We start from the raw sequence: 15,631 nt of genomic DNA on the forward strand, positions 1-15,631 counted from the left end.
CCGAACTCAGAAGTGAAACGCCGAAGTGCCGATGGTAGTGTGGGTATTACCCATGTGAGAGTAGGGAGCCGCCAGACTTTTAAATTTATATACACACCAAATTCGGTGGAGCGGTAGTTCAGTTGGTTAGAATACCTGCCTGTCACGCAGGGGGTCGCGGGTTCGAGCCCCGTCCGTTCCGCCACCTTATTTAGGGGCGTAGTTCAATTGGTAGAGCACCGGTCTCCAAAACCGGGTGTTGGGAGTTCGAGACTCTCCGCCCCTGCCAAAAATGATGGTTTTGTTCTAATTTTAGCCGTTCAGTAATTTTTACTAACATAAATAAAAAATTTTTGTTTACAGATTAAGTTAGTGAATTATAATTCCCGCCCAGATACTTTTACAATCTAGAGGATATAAAATGGCTGAAAGTTTTGTAAGTCAACAACGTTTTTTTGATAATAAAAATTATCCAAGGGGATTCTCTCGCCACGGAGATTTCACAATTAAAGAAGCACAAATTTTAGAAAAATATGGTTGTGCTTTTAGGGATCTTGATGCAGAAACAAGAAAGCCTGTTACAGCAGACGAAAAGTCATTTGTAGCAGTGTGTAAAGGAAAAAAAGAACCTTCTACTGATTTAGAAAAAGCATGGTTAAAATACCTATCCCGTATAAATAAGCCGAAACGTTTTCATACATTATCAGGCGGTAAGCCTCAAGTTGATGTTAATGATGATTTCGTAGATAGTGATGACTAATTCTTTTAACCAATATTTTTGTGTAATTGAATTAACAATCTATCCATAGAACGATAACTTAAAGCTTCTGAAATATGTTTTCGTTCTATGTTTTTTGATAACTCTAAATCTGCAATAGTTCGGGACACTTTCAATATTCTATGCCATGCTCTAGCTGAGAGTCCTAATTTTATCAAAGCTTGTTCTAAATACTCATTATCTTCATCAGATAACTGACAATAAAGTTGAATATCATTAGAGGTTAGTTGGCTATTTAATTTTTTATTTCTTTCCATTTGAATGTTTCTGGCTCGTAAAACTCTTTCTTTTACCATTTCAGTGGATTCGCTCTTTATTGCTCTCTGACGCAATGCTCCTTTAGGTAAAAGTGGTACTTCAATAGATATATCAAATCTATCTAAAAATGGTCCTGACAGTCGATTTAGGTAACGAATGATTTGTTGAGGCGTCGTTCTGTTATGTGTTCCTTGATAGTGTCCTGTAGGACTTGGATTCATTGCCGCTATAAGTTGAAATCTAGCTGGAAATTTTATTTTAGCATTTGCTCTTGAAATAATGATTTCACCTGATTCAATAGGTTCTCTTAACGCATCAAGGACTTTACGATTAAATTCAGGAAGTTCATCTAAAAATAACACTCCATTATGAGCTAGTGATATTTCACCGGGTTTAGGTATTGATCCCCCTCCAACCAATGCTGCAATTGAAGCACTATGATGAGGCGATCTGAAAGGGCGTTTACGCCAATTTTGGATTGATCCATTTGAACTAACCAAACTAGTAATTGCTGCACTTTCTAATGCTTCTGCATCAGATAATGGAGGCAATAATGATGTTAACCGAGTTGCTAACATTGTTTTACCTGTCCCAGGGGGGCCTATTAATAATAAATTATGGCCTCCAGCTGCCGCTATTTCCAATGCTCTTTTAGCATGCTCTTGCCCAATAATATCCTGCAAATTAGTTAACGTATCATTACCATTATGGTATTCTCTATAAGCTACTAACGGTAAACTTATTTCTTGTGTCAAATGTTGACATACCTCGACTAAATTATTTGTGATTAATGTATTTCCTTGGTGTATTAAAGATACTTCTGATTGATTCTCTGCAGATATTATTAGCGAACGCTGCTTTTTTTGGGATGAAAGTGCAGCGGGTATAGCACCTTTAACCGCTCTAATTTCTCCAGATAAAGCAAGCTCTCCTAAAAATTCATATTTAGATAAATTATCAGAGGGAATTTGTTGTGTTGCAGCAAGAATTGCAATAGCAATAGGTAAATCAAAACGACTGCCTTCTTTTGGAAGATCGGCTGGCGACAAATTGACAGTTATTTTTTTTGCAGGAAAAGTAAATCCACTATTAATGATTGCACTTCTAACACGATCTTTTGCTTCTTTGACAGTTGCTTCAGGAAGACCAACTAGGACAAAACCTGGTAATCCATTACTAATATGAACTTCTACATTTATTTGTGGAGCTTGTATTCCAATGGATGCGCGAGTGAAAATAGTTGCAAGTGACATAATTTTAATCTTTAACATTTAAATTTATTATCACTTTATTTATATATAAGTCATGCATAAATCTCACTGTTAAATTTATGCGTATTTGTTCACAATAAATATGATATTTTTTCTATTATTTACTCTTTTTCACTAATCAAGAATCTCGAAATAAATAATGATATAAAAAATAGACATGTGTTACTCAATACAACGGATGGGCCTGTTGGGGTATCGTAAATGAATGAAAATAATAATCCTCCAATGATAGATAACATACCGATAACTATTGCTATTAATGCCATAGATTCAGGTGTTTTTGAATAATATTTGGCTGTTGCAGCAGGAATAATAAGTAGCGATGTGATAATCAGTGCACCTACAAATTTCATTGCTATTCCTATTGTAAATGCTAATAAAAGGGTCAAAAACAATTTTGTGAATTGTATATTAATACCGTTACTAAATGCTAATTCTTCACTAACAGTAATGAATAAAAAATTATTCCATTGCCAAAGTAGTAAAGTGCCAATAAGCATTACACAAATAATAATTTGAAAAAGATCAGAATATGTTACAGATAGAAGATCGCCAAATAAGTATCCCATCAAGTCAATACGTATATTCTTCATTAAGCTAATAACTACTAGGCCTAGTGATAATGCACTGTGAGCCAAAATACCAAGTAAGGTATCAATTGGCAATTGCTTTTGAGATTCCAGCCAAAGTAATCCTATAGCAAGTAAAAGTGTTATAAAAATAACAGCATAAAACAAATTTATGTTGAGTAGAAAACCAAATGCAATACCGAGTAAAGCTGCATGTGATAAAGTATCACCAAAATATGACATTCTTCTCCATACAACAAATGTACCTAACGGACCTGTTACTGTAGTTAAAAATAAACCCGCTAATAAAGATGGTAATAGTAACTCAATCATTATCTTTTTTTCCAATTTTAGGTAAGATTATTTAATTATTTTGCTGTTCATTAGTGTGTTTACATAGATCATGTTGATGATTGTGATGATGTTTATAAACAGCGATTTGAGATGCACCTTGTTGACCAAAAAGAGAAATAAATTCTGGATCATTTGAGACACTAGCTGGCGTTCCTGAACAACAAATATGATGATTTAAGCAGATGACTTCATCTGTTTTAGCCATTACCAAATGTAGATCATGTGAAACCATTAAAACACCACAATTAAACTGTGTTTTCGCATTACTAATTAAATCATATAATAAAACCTGTCCATTAACATCTACCCCCTGCGTCGGTTCATCTAGGATTAATAATTGGGGGCGTTTAGCTAACGCCTGAGCAAGTAGAACTCTTTGCAGTTCACCGCCAGACAGTTGATGCATTGATTTATCAATTAAATATTCTGCTTTTACCAAAGATAGAATGTTTAGAACATTTTTACTATTTAATTGTTTATTCAAACACATAAAACGCTTTACAGTAATGGGTAAGGTCGGATTAAGTTTGATGGATTGTGGAACATAACCAATTGTTAAGTTAGTTAAACGAGTTATCTTTCCTGATGTATAAGGCATTAATCCCAAAATGACTTTAACTAATGTTGATTTACCTGCACCATTTGGGCCAAGTAACGTTACAATTTGATTTGTGCTAATTGATAACGAAACATTATGTATTATTTTTTGATGTTTTATTTCAACCGAAACATTATCTAGCGAAATTAGCTGAGTCATATTAACGTAAGTCCTTGCTCACCTATATGTTATGTTATACTATAACAATAATGTGATCTATTCTACCATAATTTATAACTATAGGATAATAATGTGAAAAAAAATGCACAAATTAAATCTAATCGATTATTGCGATTCTTAAAAATGCTAGGTCCATTGCTCATTATTAATGGGTTTATTTTAGATGCGAATGCAAACATTATTTCCTCTGTAAAACCTATTGCTTTTATAACTCAAGCGGTTTCTGATGGCATAACAAATACTGATATTTTATTGCCTGATGGAACATCTCCTCACACATATTCTTTAAAACCATCGGATTTAGCTAAAATAAAAACAGCTGAATTGATTATTTGGGTTGGTGAGGACTTAGAAACATTCATGCCTACAGTTTTAAAAAGTATTGATAAGGACAAACAAATAGAATTAATGGATATACCCACCATTAAAAGTTTACTACGAACCAGTACAAATAATCATGATCAACATGAAACCCATACTCATAATAATGATTCTGATCATGATCATCATGGTGAATACGATGAGCATATTTGGCTTTCCCCAAAAATAGCCAAAGAGATTGCTCAAGCAGTACATGATAAACTTATTAGTATATATCCCAACAAAAAAGATATTATTGATGAAAATTTAAACGAATTCACCGTTAAACTAGCTGAAACAGAACAAAACATTGCAAAAAAACTGATTAACGTACAAAATAGCGGATATTTTGTTTTTCATGATGCCTATGGGTATTTTGAATCACAGTTCGGATTAAAAAATCTAGGTAGTTTTACCATAAATCCAGCAGTACAGCCAGGTGTTCAAACTGTTTATGCTATCAAACGAGAATTAAAAGAACATCAAGCAGTATGTGTATTTAGAGAGCCACAGTTTAGCCCTGCAGTTATTGAAAAAATAGTGAATGGAACAGATGTTCGTATTGGCGAATTGAATCCCTTGGGTACAGATATCACTTTATCCAAAAATGCCTATTCACAATTTTTATTAAGATTAACACAGCAACTGTTGGATTGTTTAGATAAAAAGTAATGTAGATAATAAATAGTTAAGGTTAATTTTGGCAAGTAAGATTAAATCCCCTAATATTGAAAAGAATAAATCTAATTTTCCCTATTTTTCACTATTAGGTGTTCTTCTTGTGGTTATCTCATTTACCGTATTATGGCGGCCACTTAATTTGGAGCGCACGGTATATGTTCCTTTGACTCCTCAAGTTGAAACGACAGTAATAGATAATATTAATTCTCCAGTTATTGTTGGAGATGGTCGAATTGAAGTTGTTGGCGGTAAGTCAAAAACAGATCAAGTTACTGAATCATCAGATGTTCCTGAGGATGAAATAGTTAAAGATGAGCTAGATGACATTATTGAAGATAAGGGTAATACTGTGCAATATACTGTTGCACGTGGTGATACTCTACATGATATTTTACTAAGGTATAACGTCAATAGAAGGGATGTTTACCAATTAACAACTAACTTTAAACAGCTAGCCAATTTAAGAATTGGTCAACAAGTTAGTTGGACGACTGATGATTCCAATAATTTACAAAGTTTTAGTTGGATAATATCCAGTAACAATATCAGAATTTACGAAAAATCAGGCAATAAATTTATCGAAAGCTCTGAAACTGTAGAAGTGATACCACAGGAAGTAGTTATAAAGGGGGATATAAAAAACAGTTTCATTGCTGATGCGCGTAAAAGTGGATTAACGAGTAGTGAAATTGGTGTTATCACTCGAGCCTTACAATGGCGCTTAGATTTTCGTCGTTTAAAAGTTGGTGATAAATTCTCGGTAATTTTATCGCGTGAAGTACATGGTAAGCGCTTGTCTAATAGTCAATTAATCGGTGTTCGCATTAGAAATGGTAGCAAAGATTATTATGCTATTTTAGCTGATGATGGTCAATACTATGATATTAACGGCGGCAGCTTATCACAAAGTTTTTTTCGATATCCTCTTGAAAAACAGGCTCGTGTATCGTCAGGATTTAACCCACGTCGTTTAAATCCTGTTACTGGTGTTGTTACACCTCATAATGGAGTTGACTTTGCCGTATCCCGAGGAACACCTGTTTTATCAGTAGGTAATGGTGAAGTGGTTATTGCCAAGTATAGTGGTTCTGCGGGTAACTATATTGCTATTCGTCATGGTCGTCAGTATATGACAACATATATGCATCTGGATAAAATATTGGTAAAACCTGGTCAGCAAGTTAAGCAAGGTGATAAGATTGGCCTATCAGGCAATACAGGGCGATCGACAGGCCCTCATCTACACTTTGAGTTACATATTAATAATAAACCTGTTAATCCTTTAACGGCAAGTTTACCTATTTCAGAAGGGTTAACTGGTAAATCAAAAAAAGCATTTTTGTCAAAAGTTAAAGATATTCGCCCGCAGCTAAATTTTTAAAAAATTAAAGGTTAATTTTATACTAAAACGTACCCATTTCCTGAAACTTTTTAACGAAAAGAAGGTTAAGGTATCCTTAAGAAATTATGTTATTATAAGGTTAATTTTGATTGAATAATAAATGTTAGGTGTAGCTTGAATAAATCAACAAAAACAACCAAAACAAATAAAAAACGATCCGCTAAAAAGGTTAAGAAAAAGACTTTATGGCGACGGCTTTGGTCGTTTCTGTTTAAAGTCTTTCTAGTTTTTGCTGCTGTAGCTATAATTTATGGTATCTATCTTGACCAGCAAATCAAAGAACGTATTGATGGTAATGTTTGGGAACTGCCAGCTGCAGTTTATGGTCAAATTATTGATCTTGAACCAGATAGTGAATACAGTTTAAGTGATGTAGTCACTATGTTAGTTGGGGCTCAATATCGACAGCAAGACACCAAAGCAACGCGCCCTGGCGAATTTATTGTTACTAACGATACAGTACAAATTTATCGTCGACCTTTTACTTTCCCTGATGGTGAAGAAAAAGCGTTTCGTGTCAAAATTTCATTTTATGAAAATCATATTGATCGTATCACTAATTTAGATACCGGTCGTGATTTTGGATTACTACGCATTGATCCTAAATTAATTACTATGCTGCATTCTCCTAATGGCGAGCAGCGATTATTTGTGCCGTTAAAAGAATTTCCTGATTCACTCATACAAACGTTAATAGCCACCGAAGATAAACGTTTTTATAATCATTATGGAGTGAGTTTATACTCTATTGGACGTGCGATTTTTGTTAATTTAACGACTGGTCGTACGGAAGGTGGTAGTACCTTAACGCAACAAACAGTAAAAAATCTTTTTTTGACTAATGAACGTAGCTTAAGTAGAAAGATCCGCGAAGCTTATATGGCATTGATTTTAGATGCCCGATATAGCAAAGAAAGAATCTTAGAATTATATCTAAATGAAGTCTATTTTGGACAAGCAGGTAGTGAAGAGATTCATGGTTTTCCGCTGGCTAGCCTGTATTATTTTGGACGTCCTGTTAATGAGCTTACATTAGATCAGCAAGCTGTTTTAGTTGGAATGGTAAAAGGCGCATCACTTTATAATCCTTGGACACAACCAAAACAAGTTCTTGAGCGTCGTAATATTGTTTTAAAACTTACTCAACAACAAGGTATTATTGATGAAGAGTTATATAACTTATTAAGTCAGCGCCCACTCTCTGTATTACCTAAAGGAGGCGTCATTTCTCCTCAACCTGCATTTATGCAAGTTGTACGCAGTGAACTGAGAAAGCAGTTAGGAGATAAAGCTGATCATCTGTCAGGAATGAAGATCTTCACTACTTTTGATCCAGTTGCTCAGGCAGCTGCCGAACAAGCAGTAACCAATCAAATAGAATCATTACGTAAATCTACGAACAAAGATTTACAAACTGCAATGGTCATTGTTAGTCGGGAAACGGGTGAAATACGGTCAATTATAGGTAGTGCTGAACCACGTTATCCTGGTTACAATCGAGCATGGTTAACAAGACGATCAATTGGGTCTTTAGCTAAACCTTCAACCTATTTGACTGCGTTAGGGCAACCAGATAATTATCAACTAAATAGTTGGCTTAATGATAATCCACTGTCAATTAAAGTCGATAATGGAAGCTATTGGCAACCGAAAAATTTTGATCGGAAATATCGTGATCGTGTTATGTTGGTGGATGCTTTAGCGCTCTCACTTAATGTACCGACTGTTAATCTAGGAATGGAATTAGGACTTGATGCGAGTAAAAATACTTTAGAAGCATTAGGTGTACCAGCAGATCGCATACCTAATTTACCATCAAGATTACTTGGAGCTTTAGAATTAACGCCATTAGAAACAGCACAAATGTTTCAAACTATTACTAATAATGGCCAACGTTCGCCATTAACTATTCTCCGATATGTATTAACGGATAAAGGAAAGTTGGTTTATCAAAGTTATCCACAGCAACTACAAGCTGTGTCAGCACAGTCCGCTTATTTAACAACTTATGCAATGCAGCAGGTTGTTGAATCAGGTACATCGCGTTCATTAAAATCCAAATATGGACCATTTAAACTCGCTGCTAAAACTGGGACAAGTAACGATTCACGAGATAGTTGGTTTACAGGAATTGATGGTAAAAATGTTGCTGTCATCTGGATTGGGCTTGATGACCATTCTCCTATGAAATTAACAGGAGCAACGGGAGCGCTAAAAATTTATAGTGAATATTTACAGAATAATCCACCTAAGAAATTAGTACTGCCTATGCCACAAAATATTTTTATGATGCCAATTGATAGCAATGGTCAGTGGCAATGTGGTGGAAGTGGTGTTCGTACTTTGCCTGTATGGACCGCTAATCCCCAAGGTTTGTGTTCTGGCGGTAACCAATCGGTGTCAGATAAATCGGCACCGTCTTGGGTATCTGAAATGTTAAATAACTAAGTAGGACTCTATGCCTGAATTACCAGAAGTCGAAACAAGTCGTTGTGGTATTTTACCTTATTTAAAAGGTCAGACTATTAAACAAATAATTGTTCGACAGCCTAAATTGCGTTGGCCAGTTGATGATGCAATTAAGAATGCTCAAGGACAAGTTATTTTAGATATTCAAAGACGTGCGAAATATCTGTTGTTACAATTGTCTTATAACTGGATAGTAATTCATTTAGGAATGTCAGGTAGTTTACGCATTTTAAAAAATCATCAAGAAGCTGAAAAACATGACCATATTGATTTGGTTTTAGAAAATGGTGTGATATTACGTTACACAGACCCAAGACGTTTTGGATCTTGGCTTTGGGCTAATTCACTCGATGATGTATTCCAATTGCAAAATTTGGGACCAGAACCTTTGAGTGATGAGTTTTCAGCAAACTATTTATTTGAAAAAGCAAAAAATCGACAAATACCCATTAAAAGTTGGATTATGGATAATCATATTGTGGTTGGCGTTGGCAATATTTATGCTTCAGAATCATTGTTCATGGCAAAAATTAATCCCAATCGAAAAGTCAATTCTATACAATTAGTGGAATTTGAGAGATTAGTTAATGCTATTAAGCAAGTACTTACTAAATCAATTACACAAGGTGGTACCACGCTTAAAGATTTTCTGCAATCGGATGGAAAACCAGGCTATTTCGCTCAAGAACTTCAAGTTTATGGTAGAGGCGGTGAAAAATGCTATATTTGTAATGCAGAAATAAAATCACAAAGAATAGGACAACGTAATACGTTTTATTGTGAACAATGTCAAAAATAATGAATTGTTTATTTTTATGTGAGTAATTACCTAAAATAGTCGATGTAAGTTAACATAATATTGAAAGCTCAATTAAGTTAAAATTTGTATAAATAACATCTATTTTCTTTCTTTAAACCATCATCAACTCAGATAAATGTACATACCAATTTTTCAATTAATTAGTGTTTACCAACTGAAAAGCTAATTATTGGAATGTAGCAAAAAGTAAATTGAAATATTTTGCTTTGAAGTGACTAGACTTGTTACGCGATATCGGATATCTTTTTGGGGGGGATAAAAGTATTTATCTTTTATAAAGTTTAATATGTGGCGCTAATTAATTAGTGATAAAATATTAAACTCCAAAGATATTTCAATCGCGTTGTTTGTAATTTGCATTGATTTTAATGTAATTTATTTCGCTTTTATTAAGGAATTTAAGATGATCAAATTTGCTTGTCGCTTTTTGATAACTTTATCTGTTTTATTTCATACAATGATTGCTAATGCAGATGTTCGCATTATTATCACCGATGGCGTTAGTTCTGCCAAACCGATAGCAGTTGTACCTTTTAAGTGGACAGGATCGGGTGAGCCTCCACAAAATATTGAGGATATAGTTGCTTCAGATTTACGCAATAGTGGTAAATTTAATCCTATTGATGTTAATAATATGCCACAAAAGCCAACCACTGCTTCAGAAGTTACTCCTGCTGTTTGGGATCAACTTGGTGTTTCAGCTGTGGTTGTTGGTTCCATTCAACCTGATGCTTCCGGGAAATATTTAATTAATTATCAATTAATTGATACCGTTACTCGTCCAGGTGCAGTTTTAGCACAAAATCAATATTCGATTGATAAACGTTGGATTCGTTATGCAGCGCATACTGCAAGTGATGAAATTTTTGAGTCACTAACAGGCATAAAAGGTGCTTTTAGAACACGTATTGCTTATGTGGTTAAAACTACTAGGGGACCTTTTACACACGAATTAAGGGTGTCTGATTACGATGGGTATGATCAAATGACTGTCCACCGTTCTAAAGAACCATTAATGTCGCCTACATGGTCACCGGATGGCAAAAAACTTGCTTATGTAACTTTTGAAGGTGGTCGTTCATCATTAGTTGTAAAATCATTAGAAACCGGCGCTGTTCAAACAATTGCTGCTTTCCCAAAACATAATGGTGCCCCTGCTTTTTCTCCTGATGGCAGTAAATTAGCTTTTGCATTATCCAAAGATGGAAGTTTAAATTTATATATGATGGATTTAAACTCAAAGAAATTAACTCAAATTACATCAGGTCGTAGCAATGATACTGAGCCATCATGGATGCCAGATAGCCAAACAATTGTTTATACTTCTGACCAAGCTGGTCGCCCTCAACTTTATACTATTAATATAAATGATGGAAGCACCCAACGTTTAACATGGGATAATACACAAAATCAAAATGCCCGTGTTGCTCCTGATGGTTCTTTTATTGCAATGATTTCGACAAATAACGGTGAACAGCATATTACACGTTATGATACAGAAACAAATACTTATCAACGATTGACGGATTCATTTTTGGATGAAACACCAAGCATAGCACCTAATGGAACTATGATTATTTATAGTTCAACACAAGGATTAGGCACAATTTTGAATCTTGTTTCAACCGATGGTAATTTTAAAGCTAGACTACCTGCTACTGATGGGCAAGTAAAATTTCCTGCTTGGTCACCATATTTATAAATAAAGGATTGAAATTTATTCTATATTCTGAATATTAAAATTGTACAAAAGGTAATAGCGTTATAATATATAACGCTATAATTTCTAATTGATAAATTGTGTTATTTTTATAATTAGTAAGAGATATAATCTATAAGTAATATTTTTTAAAACACAAAGGAGTTAATACAATGCAATTTTCTAATTTTCTTAAAGTAGCTGCGGTTGCTTTACCACTAATGGCAGTTACTGCATGTTCATCAAACAATACCACTACTGACCAAGGTGGGACTACAACCGTTAATGCATCCCAAAGAGTTTTAGAGCAAATTCGTAAATTACAACAAATCAACATCGTATATTTTGATTTTGATAGATATAATGTTAAACAAGAGTTTGCAACATTATTAGATGATCATGCAGTTTTCATGCGTGCAAATCCAGATATTAAAGTCGTAATTGAAGGTCATGCTGATGAACGTGGTACGCCAGAATACAATATTGCATTAGGTGAACGTCGTGCGAGCGCAGTTAAATCATATCTACAAGGTAATGGTGTTCCTGGCGGACAAATGGACATCGTATCTTATGGTAAAGAAAAACCAGCTGTATTAGGACATGACGAAGAAGCTTATTCTAGAAACCGTCGTGCAGTAATAACATACTCTGGTTTCTAATTAGTTTATTTAACGGCTGTTTATGCAGCCGTTTATTTATCAAGTTCACGCTGAGTATAATAATATGTATAAAAAAGCACTGATATTGTTCTTATTTCTTCTATTTAACAGTTATGGTTGTGCTGCAAGAAGTTCAGATTTAGAAAGAACGATTCAAGCACAAGGTCAATTATTAGTTGAAAGTCAACAGAAAATTACTGAATTACAAGCTGATGTCGATACACTTCGTGGTCAACTAGAAGAAACTCAATACCAGCTTAATCAGACCATAGAACGTCAAAAAATGATTCTTCAGCAATTGGTTAATGGTTCAGGACTCTCTTCTAATACTAATTCATCCAGAGAGGGTATATCTTTACCACCTTCTGCTACTGATGACCAACCACCATCAGATTTACAAAGTTGGACAAATTCTGGTAATGATAAAATTGATTATGATTTCATTGTACAATTTATTAATGATGATAAACAAAATGCTGATACAATAGCTGCCTTTCAAAAGTTTATAAAGAATTACCCAAAATCATCTTATTTAGCCAATGCTAATTATTGGTTGGGTCAACTTTATTATAAGGAAGGAAAGAACGATGAGGCTTCATTTTATTATGCTACTGTTGTAAAAAATTATCCATCTTCTTCCAAAGCAGCAGATAGCCTTTATAAAGTAGGAGCTATCTTATTGGATAAAGGTGATAAAAAGAATGCTAAAACTGTTTTTCAACAAGTTATAAGTAAATATGCTAAAGATAAACAGGTTGTTGATCTTGCGAAGCAAAAATTAGCATCGCTTAAATAAAATGTATAAATAACCAGCTATTGAATTAAAATACTAATAAAAGGGTTGCGCTGCTTAGCAATTATAAGTATTATAGCAACCCGAAATCGCTTGTAGCGCTAGTTATTAAGAATAAAGATTTCGTTCAATATGGGTTGTTAGCTCAGTCGGTAGAGCAGCGGACTTTTAATCCGTTTGTCGAGCGTTCGAATCGCTCACGACCCACCACTTTCTTTCTTCATTTTGAAATCATAAAAGTAGTCTCAACTTAATACACTTAACTTGATAAAAAACATTAATGTTAGTCAAAATTTATTTTTAATAAATTTGAATAACACATATTTTTAATTCCACAGAGATTAATTAAGTACAAAAAGTATCGAATAATCAAAATTAGTTCCTATCATCTTCATTCATCCTTTCTTAATTTAACAAAATAGCCTTACTTATATTAATAATATTAATATATTTCAAAAAAATATAATTAAAAACCTATTTTACAGAGCTGAAAAACATAAAATAAGTTGTGCGTGCGAATAATAATCATTATCATTATTGTTGTTGTTTTAGCATTTATCAAATAACACAACAAATAATAGGAAAAATAATGAAATTAGTTAATCAAGTATTCTTACCTTGCTTATTAAGCTCTACCGCTTTTATCGCTTATGCTCAAGAAAAAGTTAATGATGATAATGATATTGAAACTATGAAAGTTGTCGCAACAATTAAGGATAATAATGATCAGCGAATAAAAAAATCATCAACAGCAACTAAATCATCCTTTTATATAAAGGATATTCCTCAAACTATTAATTCGGTTGATCTTCAACAAGAGAAAATTTATGGGCAAAATGATCTTAGTGTCATTGTAAATAAATTACCTGGGGTAGATGCAACTTATGATATGCGAGATGAAGGTATCAAAATCCGAGGTTTTTCCGCCAGCTCTGGTGATATTTATCGTGATGGTGTTCGCGCGAGTGGACAAGTTAGACAAAGCACCGCTAACATTGAGCGAATTGAAGTGTTAAAAGGACCCGCCTCAGTACTTTATGGCAGAGGCTCAGGTGGCGGAATGATAAATATGATTAGTAAACAAGCAAACTTTGATTCACCCACTACGTTAAGTTTGAGAGGGGGATCTTGGGATAAATACGGCGGAATGGTAGATATAAATCATGTTTTACATGATAATATTGCTATACGCATGACAATTGATCATCAATCAGAAAAGAGTTTTCGTAAAGGAATAAAACAACGCGATACAATGGTTTCACCAAGTATATTGTATGATAATTTGGCTGGATTTAATTGGTTAGTACAATATACTCATGATAAATTATGGCGTAAGCCAGATAGGGCGCCAGCCTATTATAACCTACCTAAAGGTGTCTCAATTAAAACAGCTTATGCTCACCCTGATGACTATGTAAAAGATAATTTTAATTCATTACGTTCAGTTATGGGATATGAATTTAATCATGACTGGTCTATCAAGCTAACTAATCTATATCGTAAAGCTGATCAGAATTTCGATCACCTTTATGCAGGTAATTATTGTGATTTAAGTGGTAAACTTAGTAATCGCGCACCTTGCGATTATAAAGGTAAATTAAAATTCCGTCGAGCTTGGCAAGAAACATCGAATAAAACTTATAGTAATACCCTTGATTTAGTGGGTAAGTTTAATACGGCGAGTATTTCTCATGATATGTTAATAGGGTTAGAATATAATATTGAAAAACGAGAACCGAGATTAGCTTTAACTAGCCAATATCCGGAAGCAGTTGATCCATATCATCCTCATTGGAACTCAAAAAAACCTCGATATAATAAATTAAGTACTAAGACTAATCATAAAGCTACATCCAAAGGGGTATATTGGCAAGACCTAATCAGTTTTACTGAGCAGTGGAAATTACTTGCAGGATTACGTTATGATAATTATGAGTTTGCATCGGATAATAAATTGAATCATCAAAATCGGTCATATGATGGACACTCTCTAAGTCCTCGGTTCGGATTAATTTGGCAGCCGATAGAATCCCAAAGTTTTTATGCTTCGTATAGTAAAAATTTTGCGCCATATGGGGGACGTGGTTTAATCACACTTGCGACAGACTCTAAGACTGTTTACGATGACAAACCTCAATATTCTCGTCAATATGAAGTTGGTGTCAAAAGCGATTGGCTTAATGACAAGCTTTCCTCTCAAATCGCGCTTTACGACCTTGAGCTTTATAATATTCGTTATCAACCCGATGCAGTTAACGATCCTTATAATTGGCAAGTTAGAGGCAGTGATAGAAGCCAAGGTATAGAATTAAGCGTAATAGGAAAATTGAGCAATAATTGGTACATCAATAGTGGTATTGGCTATCAGCAAGCAAAAGTTCATAAAGATAAAAAAACACCAGCTAACAAAGGCAAATATTTATCCAATACAGCCAAACATAGTGGTTATTTAAGCGTACGTTATTTGCCTTATGAAAATTGGTTTACTGAACTGGAAGTTAACTATAAGGGCTCAATGTATAACGATGAGAACAATCAGATTAAACGTCCTGGTTATGCATCATGGAATGCGGCAATTGGTTATCAAACTCAATCCGTTGATGTGACTTTAGCGATAACTAATTTATTCGGTAAAGAGTATTGGCGTTCAAGTAGTATGCCTGGTACACCTCGAGCCTTTTTATTAACTGCAAGTTATAAATTATGATACTTAATTAATGTTTTTAGGATTGAAAGATAATCGGTTAACTATTTATGTATT

General features: G+C 34.1%; 12 protein-coding genes and 3 tRNA genes. 12 read left to right on the forward strand and 3 right to left on the reverse strand.

Translation table 11 applies throughout. The features are described from left to right. The first annotated feature begins 107 nt into the window (after positions 1 to 107). The 3 genes from H3S88_RS11020 to H3S88_RS11030 all read left to right on the forward strand — a co-directional run bounded on the left by H3S88_RS11020 (position 108) and on the right by H3S88_RS11030 (position 739). Positions 108 to 184, forward strand: a tRNA-Asp gene (locus H3S88_RS11020). An 8-nt stretch (positions 185 to 192) separates the two neighbouring features. Continuing rightward, positions 193 to 268 (forward strand) — tRNA-Trp (locus H3S88_RS11025). A gap of 132 nt (positions 269 to 400) precedes the next feature. Beyond that, positions 401 to 739 (forward strand): DUF413 domain-containing protein, encoded by a 339-nt coding sequence (locus H3S88_RS11030; protein WP_039129930.1) that lies wholly within the window; start codon positions 401 to 403, stop codon positions 737 to 739. Positions 740 to 744: 5 nt separating this feature from the next. On the opposite strand, the gene H3S88_RS11035 is transcribed toward H3S88_RS11030, so the two are convergent. The 3 genes from H3S88_RS11035 to znuC form a co-directional block, all read right to left on the reverse strand. Then, positions 745 to 2,268, reverse strand: a complete 1,524-nt coding sequence (locus tag H3S88_RS11035) for a YifB family Mg chelatase-like AAA ATPase (protein ID WP_198228905.1) — start codon at positions 2,266 to 2,268, stop codon at positions 745 to 747. A gap of 119 nt (positions 2,269 to 2,387) precedes the next feature. After that, positions 2,388 to 3,188 (reverse strand): zinc ABC transporter permease subunit ZnuB, encoded by an 801-nt coding sequence (gene znuB / locus H3S88_RS11040; RefSeq protein ID WP_198228904.1) that lies wholly within the window; start codon positions 3,186 to 3,188, stop codon positions 2,388 to 2,390. A gap of 31 nt (positions 3,189 to 3,219) precedes the next feature. Further along, positions 3,220 to 3,966 (reverse strand): zinc ABC transporter ATP-binding protein ZnuC, encoded by a 747-nt coding sequence (gene znuC, locus H3S88_RS11045; protein WP_086308806.1) that lies wholly within the window; start codon positions 3,964 to 3,966, stop codon positions 3,220 to 3,222. A gap of 93 nt (positions 3,967 to 4,059) precedes the next feature. Between znuC and znuA the strand changes: the two genes are divergently transcribed. From znuA to H3S88_RS11090, 9 genes are all read left to right on the forward strand, one after another. Beyond that, positions 4,060 to 5,019, forward strand: coding sequence for a zinc ABC transporter substrate-binding protein ZnuA (gene znuA, locus H3S88_RS11050; protein WP_198228903.1), 960 nt, complete (start codon positions 4,060 to 4,062; stop codon positions 5,017 to 5,019). A 28-nt stretch (positions 5,020 to 5,047) separates the two neighbouring features. Beyond that, on the forward strand, positions 5,048 to 6,409 hold the full coding sequence (gene mepM / locus H3S88_RS11055; protein ID WP_198228902.1) for a murein DD-endopeptidase MepM: 1,362 nt from the start codon (positions 5,048 to 5,050) through the stop codon (positions 6,407 to 6,409). A gap of 135 nt (positions 6,410 to 6,544) precedes the next feature. Next, positions 6,545 to 8,878, forward strand: coding sequence for a bifunctional glycosyl transferase/transpeptidase (mrcB, locus tag H3S88_RS11060; RefSeq protein WP_198228901.1), 2,334 nt, complete (start codon positions 6,545 to 6,547; stop codon positions 8,876 to 8,878). Positions 8,879 to 8,888: 10 nt separating this feature from the next. After that, complete coding sequence (mutM, locus tag H3S88_RS11065) at positions 8,889 to 9,698, forward strand: bifunctional DNA-formamidopyrimidine glycosylase/DNA-(apurinic or apyrimidinic site) lyase (protein WP_198228900.1); 810 nt, start codon at positions 8,889 to 8,891, stop codon at positions 9,696 to 9,698. 427 nt (positions 9,699 to 10,125) lie between these two features. Continuing rightward, on the forward strand, positions 10,126 to 11,421 hold the full coding sequence (tolB, locus tag H3S88_RS11070; RefSeq protein WP_370528607.1) for a Tol-Pal system beta propeller repeat protein TolB: 1,296 nt from the start codon (positions 10,126 to 10,128) through the stop codon (positions 11,419 to 11,421). Between the two features lie 170 nt (positions 11,422 to 11,591). After that, positions 11,592 to 12,077 carry a peptidoglycan-associated lipoprotein Pal gene (gene pal / locus H3S88_RS11075; RefSeq protein ID WP_198228898.1) on the forward strand — a complete coding sequence of 162 codons (486 nt, stop codon included), beginning with the start codon at positions 11,592 to 11,594 and terminating at the stop codon, positions 12,075 to 12,077. A gap of 22 nt (positions 12,078 to 12,099) precedes the next feature. Further along, positions 12,100 to 12,873 carry a tol-pal system protein YbgF gene (gene ybgF, locus H3S88_RS11080; RefSeq protein ID WP_198228897.1) on the forward strand — a complete coding sequence of 258 codons (774 nt, stop codon included), beginning with the start codon at positions 12,100 to 12,102 and terminating at the stop codon, positions 12,871 to 12,873. Positions 12,874 to 13,004: 131 nt separating this feature from the next. Beyond that, positions 13,005 to 13,080 (forward strand) — tRNA-Lys (locus H3S88_RS11085). A gap of 379 nt (positions 13,081 to 13,459) precedes the next feature. Then, a complete protein-coding gene (locus H3S88_RS11090; RefSeq protein ID WP_198228896.1) occupies positions 13,460 to 15,577 on the forward strand; it encodes a TonB-dependent siderophore receptor in 2,118 nt (705 codons plus the stop codon). Positions 15,578 to 15,631: the final 54 nt, after the last annotated feature.

This window comes from Gilliamella sp. B14448G11, assembly GCF_016101765.1.
GTDB classification, from domain to species: domain Bacteria; phylum Pseudomonadota; class Gammaproteobacteria; order Enterobacterales; family Orbaceae; genus Gilliamella; species Gilliamella apicola_N.

What these genes read in the sequence shown, in the direction of transcription:
- ybgF (WP_198228897.1), top strand. Translation starts at nt 12,100, where the DNA reads ATGCAGCCGTTTATTTATCAAGTTCACGCTGAGTATAATAATATGTAT.
- pal (WP_198228898.1), top strand. Translation starts at nt 11,592, where the DNA reads ATGCAATTTTCTAATTTTCTTAAAGTAGCTGCGGTTGCTTTACCACTA.
- znuB (WP_198228904.1), bottom strand. Translation starts at nt 3,188, where the DNA reads ATGATTGAGTTACTATTACCATCTTTATTAGCGGGTTTATTTTTAACT.
- mutM (WP_198228900.1), top strand. Translation starts at nt 8,889, where the DNA reads ATGCCTGAATTACCAGAAGTCGAAACAAGTCGTTGTGGTATTTTACCT.
- H3S88_RS11035 (WP_198228905.1), bottom strand. Translation starts at nt 2,268, where the DNA reads ATGTCACTTGCAACTATTTTCACTCGCGCATCCATTGGAATACAAGCT.
- H3S88_RS11090 (WP_198228896.1), top strand. Translation starts at nt 13,460, where the DNA reads ATGAAATTAGTTAATCAAGTATTCTTACCTTGCTTATTAAGCTCTACC.
- znuC (WP_086308806.1), bottom strand. Translation starts at nt 3,966, where the DNA reads ATGACTCAGCTAATTTCGCTAGATAATGTTTCGGTTGAAATAAAACAT.
- H3S88_RS11030 (WP_039129930.1), top strand. Translation starts at nt 401, where the DNA reads ATGGCTGAAAGTTTTGTAAGTCAACAACGTTTTTTTGATAATAAAAAT.